This is a genomic window from Citricoccus sp. (assembly GCF_035445025.1).
Lineage (GTDB): Bacteria > Actinomycetota > Actinomycetes > Actinomycetales > Micrococcaceae > Citricoccus.
In genome coordinates this window covers 1-7156 of sequence record NZ_DAOMPX010000079.1, presented here as the reverse complement: position 1 = coordinate 7156, position 7156 = coordinate 1, and the positions used below count along the sequence as shown (strand labels likewise).

Below are 7156 nucleotides of genomic sequence, written 5' to 3'. Positions count from 1 at the left end.
CCGCGAAGAACGGGCACGACGCCGGCCCCGTCGACCCGGAGTCGACGTCCGACTCCCTGACCCCCACCGTGGACCCGACGCCGGGCAGCCAGCTCCCCGGGGAGAGCCCCGGTGGTTCCGGCGGTGGTCCGGGGGCCGGACCCACGGACGTGCCCGCCGGGCCCCACCGCTAGGATCGGGACCGTGGACACTTCCCCTGAACGCGCACCCGAGACGGTGAGCCAACCACCCACTGACGTGGACGTGCTGGCGGCAGACCCCGAGGCGGAACTGCCCCCGGTCGGCGTGGACCAGCCGCGCATCCGGGCCGCGGTGCGCGAGATCCTCGAGGCCGTCGGCGAGGACCCGGACCGCGAGGGCCTGCAGGACACCCCGTCGCGGGTGGCCAAGGCCTACGCGGAGTTCTTCGCCGGGCTCCAGCAGGACCCGGCCGAGGTCCTGGGCACCACCTTCGACATCTCCCACGAGGAGCTCGTGCTGGTGAAGGACATCTCGTTCTACTCCACCTGCGAGCACCACCTCGTGCCCTTCCACGGCACCGTGCACATCGGCTACATCCCCTCGCTGGAGGGCCGCGTCACCGGACTGAGCAAGCTGGCCCGGCTGGTCGAGATCTACGCCCGGCGCCCCCAGGTCCAGGAGCGGCTGACCACCCAGGTCGTCGAGGCGCTCATGACGCACCTGCACCCGCGCGGGGCGATCGTGGTGGTGGAGGCCGAGCACCTGTGCATGTCCATGCGCGGCGTGCGCAAGCCCGGTGCCAAGACCGTGACCTCGGCGGTGCGCGGACAACTGCGCGACGCCTCCACCCGGGCCGAGGCGATGAGCCTGATCCTCCACGGCTGACCCCTGGAACGGACGGCCGTGCGGCACTCGTCCCGGACGAGGCCTGCCCGACCGCCCGGGACACCCGGCCACGCCCGGACCGACCGCAGACGAAAGGACCACCGATGGACTCGATGGCAGCACAGGCAGGGACGGGGCCGGCCACCGGACCACTCACCGTCATCCGGAAGGTGCGGCGGCGGCGACTGGCGGACCTGCCCACGGACCGCACCCTGGTGATGGGCATCCTGAACGTCACCCACAACTCGTTCTCGGACGGCGGCGACTACCTGGACACGGAGACCGCCATCGAACAGGGCCTGCGCCTGCACTACTCGGGTGCGGACCTGATCGACGTCGGCGGGGAGTCCACCCGGCCCGGTGCGGAGCCCATCGACCCGCTCACCGAGCAGAACCGCGTGCTGCCGGTCATCGAGGCACTGCTCAAGGCCGGTGCCGTGGTCTCGGTGGACACCATGCACACCGCCACCGCGGAGGCGGCCCTGAAGCTGGGCGACGTCATCATCAACGACGTCTCGGGGCTCAACCACGAGCCGGACATGCCCGAGCTGATCGCCCGGACCGGCGCCCCCTACATCCTGATGCACAATCGCGGCAACGCCCAGACGATGGACTCCCTGGCCGTCTACGACGACGTGGTCGAGGAGGTCATCCAGGAACTGACCCGGCTCAAGGACACCTTCCTGGCCGCCGGGGTGAAGCCCGAGCAGCTCATCCTGGACCCCGGCCTGGGCTTCGCCAAGTCCGGGGAGCAGAACTGGGAGCTGCTGCGGGGCCTGCCCCGGCTGATGGCCCTGGGCCTGCCCGTGCTGGTGGCCGCCTCGCGCAAGCGCTTCCTGGGCACGCTGCTGGCCACGGACTCCGGGGCCGAACCGGTCGCCACGGCCCGCGACCACGCCACCGCCGCCGTCTCGGCGCTGTCGGCCTCGCACGGCGTGTGGGGGGTGCGCGTGCACGACGTGGAGTCCTCCCTGCACGCCGTGAAGACCGCCCAGGCCTGGGCCGGTCCCGCCGCGGTCCCGTCCCGGCGCCACCCGGGGGCGTGACCGCCGTGCCGGACCGCATCGCGCTGACCGGCCTGCGGGCCCGCGGCTTCCACGGGGTGTTCCCCGCGGAGAAGCGCGACGGGCAGGAGTTCATCACCGACGTCGTCGTGCACCTCGACGCCGCCCCGGCCGCCGCCACGGACGACCTGGCCCTCACCGTCAACTACGCCGAGGTCGCGGACGCCGTCCTCACCGTGGTCACCGGCGAGCCGTTCGACCTCATCGAGACCGTCGCGGAGCGGATCGCCCAGTCCGTCCTGGACGCGCAGCCGGTGGCCGCCGCCGTCGAGGTGACCGTGCACAAGCCGGGGGCGCCGATCGAGGCCGACTTCGCCGACGTCGCGGTCACGGTGCACCGGAGCCGGGCATGAGCCTGCCGGAACCGGGTGAGCCGGCCGCGGATCCCCTGGACCGCGTCCCCGCGGCGCCCGTCCCGGCCGTCCTGGCCCTCGGCGCCAACCTCGGTGACCCAGCGGCCACCCTGCAGGCCGCGGTGCGGGAGCTGGCGGAGCACGCGGGCATCGAGCTGACCGGTGTCTCGCCGGTCGCGGTGACCGCCGCCGTCGGGGGACCGGCCGGCCAGCCGGACTACCTGAACCTGGTGCTGTCCGTGGAGACGACCCTGACCCCGCGGCAGCTGCTCGCCGCCTGCCAGGCGGTGGAGCAGGCCCATCACCGCACCCGTGAGGTGCGCTGGGGGCCGCGCACCCTGGACGTGGACGTCATCACCTACGCCGGCCTCTCCTCGGATCACCCGGAACTGACCCTGCCCCACCCCCGGGCCCACGAGCGGGCGTTCGTGCTCGCGCCGTGGTCCTGGCTCGATCCGCAGGCGACCCTCGGCGGCGTGAGCGTGGCCGGGCTCGCGGCGCGGGCCGCCGACGCCGGCACGGTCCGCCGGCTGCCCGGTGCGCAGGAGACCGGGACGGGGGCGCCGACGCCGTGACCTCCATCCGTCCGCTGTGGCTGCTGCTGGTCTTCGCCGGGACCGCCGTGGTGGGCTGGCTGTCCGCGCTGGTTGCCGCCGGCGCGGGGCTGGTCTCGCCGGTGCTGGCCGCGTCATCGGCGATCACCGTGACCGCGGTGGCGGTGCTGGTGCTGGCGCTGGGGATCCGCGTGCAGCGGGACAAGAAGCGCCCGCCGGCCGCCCGGATGAATCCCGTGGCCTCGGCCCGGACCCTGGTGCTGGCCCAGGCCGGGGCGTATGCGGGAGCGCTGATCGCCGGTTGGCACGCCGGGGTGCTGGTGCACCTGGTCTCGGCCACCGGATTCGGCACGCCCACCGTCAACGACGCCCTGCTGATGATCATCGGCGGGTTGGTACTGGTTATCGTGGGATTCGTGGTGGAGCAGTTCTGCCGCCTCCCCCCTGAGGACGGAGCAGACGGGCCGTCCGCGAACGGTGGCCCGGACAAGGAGATCAATGGACCCGAACGTGGCACCGGACCCGTCTACGGCCGAGGTGCCGGACCGGGCCGTTCCCGGCCCGGTCCGGCCCGGCGGTGAGGGTCCGGCCGCTGTGGCGTCCCCGGCCGCCGACCGCCGCGCCCCGGCCGGTGACGGCCGCGGCCTGGCCCCCATCGAGGCGGCCGGGGTGGAGTGGACCGCGGTGTCCCCGCGGCTCGTCCCGGTCAGGCTGATCAGCAAGACCATCGGCTGGGTGGTGTGGCTGGCCATCGTCTCCGTTCCCCTCGTGCTGCGCCTGGGCGGCGTCTGGGAGGGCTACCCGGGCTGGCTGGCCTGGCTGCTGCCCGCGGTGATGCTGCTCTGGGCCGTCATCGACCTGGCCCTGGTGCCACGCCGGGTCCGGGCCCTGGGCTACTCCGAGCAGGACGACGAACTGCTGTTGCGCTCGGGGATCATCTCCCGCCAGATCACCGCCGTGCCCTACGGCCGGTTGCAGTACCTGGACGTGAACGAGGGCCCGTTGCAGCGCCGCTTCGGGATCCGGACGCTGACCATCAAGACGGCCTCGGGCAGCACCGACGCCAGCATCGACGGCATCGAGCCCACCGAGAGCGACCGCCTGCGCGAGGAGCTGATGGCCCGCGGCCAGGCGAGATTGGCGGGGCTGTGACGCCGCGGCCCGCGGCCGTCGACGGCGACTGGCACCGGGTCCATCCCGTCAGTCCCCTGGTGCGGGGCTGGGTCGCGCTCGTCGCCGTGCTCTTCATCATCGGTCAGAACGCCTTCGAGGACATCTACCGGGCGGCCACCACCGGTGCCCTGTTCGCGAACACCGGTGCCCTCGGACTAGGGGCGGCGATCGTCGGGGGAGTCTTCCTGCTCATCCTCGGCGGGTTCTTCCTGTCCTGGCGGTTCACCCGGTACCGCATGGGCGCGGACAAGGTCGAGGTCCGGTCCGGCGTCGTGTTCCGGCAGCACCGCCACGCCCGGCTGGACCGGGTCCAGGCGGTGGACATCAAGCAGCCCCTGCTGGCGCGGATCGCCGGGCTGGCGGAGCTGAAGTTCGAGACGGCCGACGGCGGTGACTCGGCGATGAGCCTGTCCTTCCTGCGGATGGATGAGGCCCGGATGCTGCGCCAGGAGATCATGCGCCGGGCCGCCGGGATCCAGTCCGGACAGGACCCGGTCGAGGCCGCGGAGGCCCCGGCGGATGAGGGACCGGGCCTCGTCCCCGACGCCGCGGACCCGGCGATACCGTCACCCCCGGCACGGCCGTCAGCACCGTCTGCGGGGTCGCACCCGTCAGGCAGGCCTGGTCCCGTGGTCGCGTCCGGCATCGGCTACGACTACGAGGAGGAGACCGAACGGGTCATGCTGCGGGTGCCGCCCGGCCGGCTGATCGGTGCGACGCTGACCGGATCCGGTCTCGTCTCGGCCGTGCTGGTCTTCGGGATCCTCTACGGGGCCGGCCTGCTGGCGATCCGCTGGTGGATGCCCGAGAGCGTGGCGCAGGAGTTCTTCGCCGAGGTGGGCTCAGCCCTGAGCGTGCCGGCGCTGCTCGGCATCCTGTTCGGCGTCGGCAGCAGCATCTGGTCCTCCGTCAACGGTGGGTGGAACTTCACCGTCGCCTCGATCCCGGACGGCCTGCGCCTGCGCTACGGCCTGCTGGACACCACCTCGCAGACCGTGCCCCCGGGCCGGATCCAGGCCGTGAAGGTGAGCCGCCCCCTGCTCTGGAGGCTGTTCGGCTGGTACCGGATGGCCGTGACGGTGGCCGGGTACGGGGAGTCCCCCGACGGCACCACCGGGAAGTCCAGGCTGCTGCCGGTGGGCACCTTCGACGACGTGCTGCGCGTCCTCACGGTGGTGGCACCGGATCCCGGGGTGGGGACGGTCGAGGAGGCCCGGGAGCTGGTGCACGCGGCCCTCGACGGTTCCGGGGCTGACCACGGTTTCGTGACCACCACCCCGCGGATGCGCTGGTTCTCCCCCCTGGTCTGGCGCCGGCACGGCTTCCGTTCCACGCGGTCCCTGCTGATGATCCGCTCGGGACGGCTCAACCGCGAACTGGTCCTGCTGCCCCACGAGCGCATCCAGTCGCTGCAGTTGCTCCAGGGACCGGTCGAACGCTGGCGCGGAGCGGCCACCGTGACGTTCCACATCCCACCCGGCCCGATCAGCCCGAGGGTGGACCAGCTGGACGCGGCCGTGGCCATGGAACTGTTCCGCGCAGAACGTGAGGTCGCCGCGCAGGCCCGCCGGCTGCGGGACCGGAACGAGTGGATGCGGCCGGACGAGCTGGCCCGGTTCGAACAGCGCACCCGGCAGGTCGTCGAATGACCTCGCCGTTCAGCGGGGCGCCCGCGGGCCGTCCGGGCCGGCTGGGGATCGGGATCATCGGCGCCGGCAAGGTCGGTGCCGTGCTCGGGGCCGCCCTGCGCAATGCCGGCCACGCCGTCACGGGGGTGCACGCGGTCTCCGAGGCCTCCCGGAGCCGTGCGGAGTCCCTGCTGCCCGAGGTGCCCGTACTCGAGATCCCGGAGATCCTGCGCCGGTCCGAGCTGGTGCTGTTCGCCGTCCCGGACGACGTGCTGCCGGAGCTGATCTCCGGGCTCGCTGACGCCGGGCACTTCCAGACCGGCCACCTGGTGGTCCACACCTCCGGACGGCATGGGGTGTCCGTGCTCGATCCGGTGCGCGCCGCCGGGGCGATCCCGCTGGCCATCCACCCGGCGATGTCCTTCACCGGCCTGAGCCTGGACATCGCCCGGCTGGCGGACTGCATGTTCGGGGTCACGGCGGACGCCATCGTGCTGCCGGTCGCCCAGGCGCTCGTCGTGGAGATGGGCGGGGAGCCCGCGGTCATCGCCGAGGCGGACCGCGGCACCTACCACGCGGCGCTGGCGCACGCCTCGAACCACCTCGTCACCCTCACCGCCCAGTCCGCCCAGCTGCTGGCCTCGATCGGCGTGGAGCAGACCGACCGGATGCTCTCGCCGCTCATGCACGCCTCCCTGGAGAACGCCCTCGCCAACGGGGACGGTGCCCTGACCGGGCCGGTGGCCCGCGGGGACGTGGGTACCGTGCGGCGGCACCTGGAGGTGCTGGGCGCCGAGGGCGTCCCGGCCGACGTCGGGCAGGCGTACCGGGCCATGGCGCGGGCGACGGCGGTGCGCGCCCTGATGCGCGGTGCCCTGTCCGAGGCGACGGTGGCCGAGCTGCTGGACGCGCTGGGGGACTGAGCGCCCCCGGGCGTCCGGCAGCCGATGAGGGGTACCCACGCCCGGGGGATCCCGGGCTACAGTCGCGCCCACAGGGCCCGTCCACATCCAGGACGTCGGCCGTGAACGGGAAGGAAATTCCATGACGCTGAACCCGGATTATCCGACGACCTCCGAGGGGGGCACCAAGGAGACGGCGAGGCAGGAGGCCGGGCGCCTCGGCGCCGAGGCCCAGGGCGCCGCCCGTGACGTGGCCGGCACGGCCAGGGACGAGGCGCGGCACGTCAAGGACGAAGCGGTGGGCCAGGCCAGGAGCCTGGCCGAGTCGGCCAAACAGGAGGCCACCTCGCAGCTGTCCACGCAGAAGGACCGGCTGGCCGTCCAGTCGCGCGGGATCTCCGAGGACCTCGAGCGCATCTCCCGCGGGGAGAGGCCCGAGTCCGACCTGGTCAACCAGGCCGTGGCGATGCTCTCCGACCGGGCCCGCCGGGTCACCCACCACCTGGAGTCCCGGGAGCCGATGGACCTGCTCGACGACGTGCGCCGGTTCGCGGCCCGCCGGCCCGGGACGTTCCTGGCCATCGCCGCCGGCATTGGCCTCGTCGCCGGCCGGATGACGCGGGGCCTGAAGGACGC

Annotated in this window: 8 protein-coding genes and 1 pseudogene; all 9 read left to right on the top strand. The window is 73.3% G+C overall.

Annotated features, from left to right (window positions below):
• Positions 1-237: 237 nt before the first annotated feature.
• Entirely contained in the window at positions 238-846 is a 609-nt protein-coding gene (folE, locus tag PLJ28_RS14220) for a GTP cyclohydrolase I FolE (RefSeq protein ID WP_183530339.1), read from the top strand.
• Positions 847-950: 104 nt separating this feature from the next.
• Entirely contained in the window at positions 951-1892 is a 942-nt protein-coding gene (folP, locus tag PLJ28_RS14215) for a dihydropteroate synthase (protein ID WP_298045071.1), read from the top strand.
• Positions 1889-2263, top strand: a complete 375-nt coding sequence (gene folB, locus PLJ28_RS14210; protein ID WP_298045073.1) for a dihydroneopterin aldolase — start codon at positions 1889-1891, stop codon at positions 2261-2263. The genes folP and folB overlap by 4 nt, the downstream gene beginning before the upstream one ends.
• Positions 2260-2838, top strand: a complete 579-nt coding sequence (gene folK, locus PLJ28_RS14205) for a 2-amino-4-hydroxy-6-hydroxymethyldihydropteridine diphosphokinase (RefSeq protein ID WP_324590277.1) — start codon at positions 2260-2262, stop codon at positions 2836-2838. Before folB ends, folK begins: the two co-directional genes overlap by 4 nt.
• The gene (locus PLJ28_RS14200; RefSeq protein ID WP_183530329.1) at positions 2835-3398 is read left to right on the top strand and encodes a DUF3180 domain-containing protein; all 564 of its coding nucleotides are present in this window, start codon (positions 2835-2837) and stop codon (positions 3396-3398) included. Before folK ends, PLJ28_RS14200 begins: the two co-directional genes overlap by 4 nt.
• 13 nt (positions 3399-3411) lie before the next feature.
• Positions 3412-3969: a PH domain-containing protein gene (locus PLJ28_RS14195; protein ID WP_324590276.1), complete on the top strand. Its 558-nt coding sequence runs from the start codon at positions 3412-3414 to the stop codon at positions 3967-3969.
• Complete coding sequence (locus PLJ28_RS14190; RefSeq protein ID WP_298045077.1) at positions 3966-5639, top strand: PH domain-containing protein; 1674 nt, start codon at positions 3966-3968, stop codon at positions 5637-5639. The genes PLJ28_RS14195 and PLJ28_RS14190 overlap by 4 nt, the downstream gene beginning before the upstream one ends.
• A complete protein-coding gene (locus PLJ28_RS14185; protein WP_324590275.1) occupies positions 5636-6541 on the top strand; it encodes a Rossmann-like and DUF2520 domain-containing protein in 906 nt (301 codons plus the stop codon). Before PLJ28_RS14190 ends, PLJ28_RS14185 begins: the two co-directional genes overlap by 4 nt.
• A gap of 121 nt (positions 6542-6662) precedes the next feature.
• A pseudogene (locus PLJ28_RS14180) lies at positions 6663-7156 on the top strand (hypothetical protein); the annotation flags it as partial.

What these genes read in the sequence shown, in the direction of transcription:
- folP (WP_298045071.1), top strand. Translation starts at nt 951, where the DNA reads ATGGACTCGATGGCAGCACAGGCAGGGACGGGGCCGGCCACCGGACCA.
- folK (WP_324590277.1), top strand. Translation starts at nt 2,260, where the DNA reads ATGAGCCTGCCGGAACCGGGTGAGCCGGCCGCGGATCCCCTGGACCGC.
- PLJ28_RS14185 (WP_324590275.1), top strand. Translation starts at nt 5,636, where the DNA reads ATGACCTCGCCGTTCAGCGGGGCGCCCGCGGGCCGTCCGGGCCGGCTG.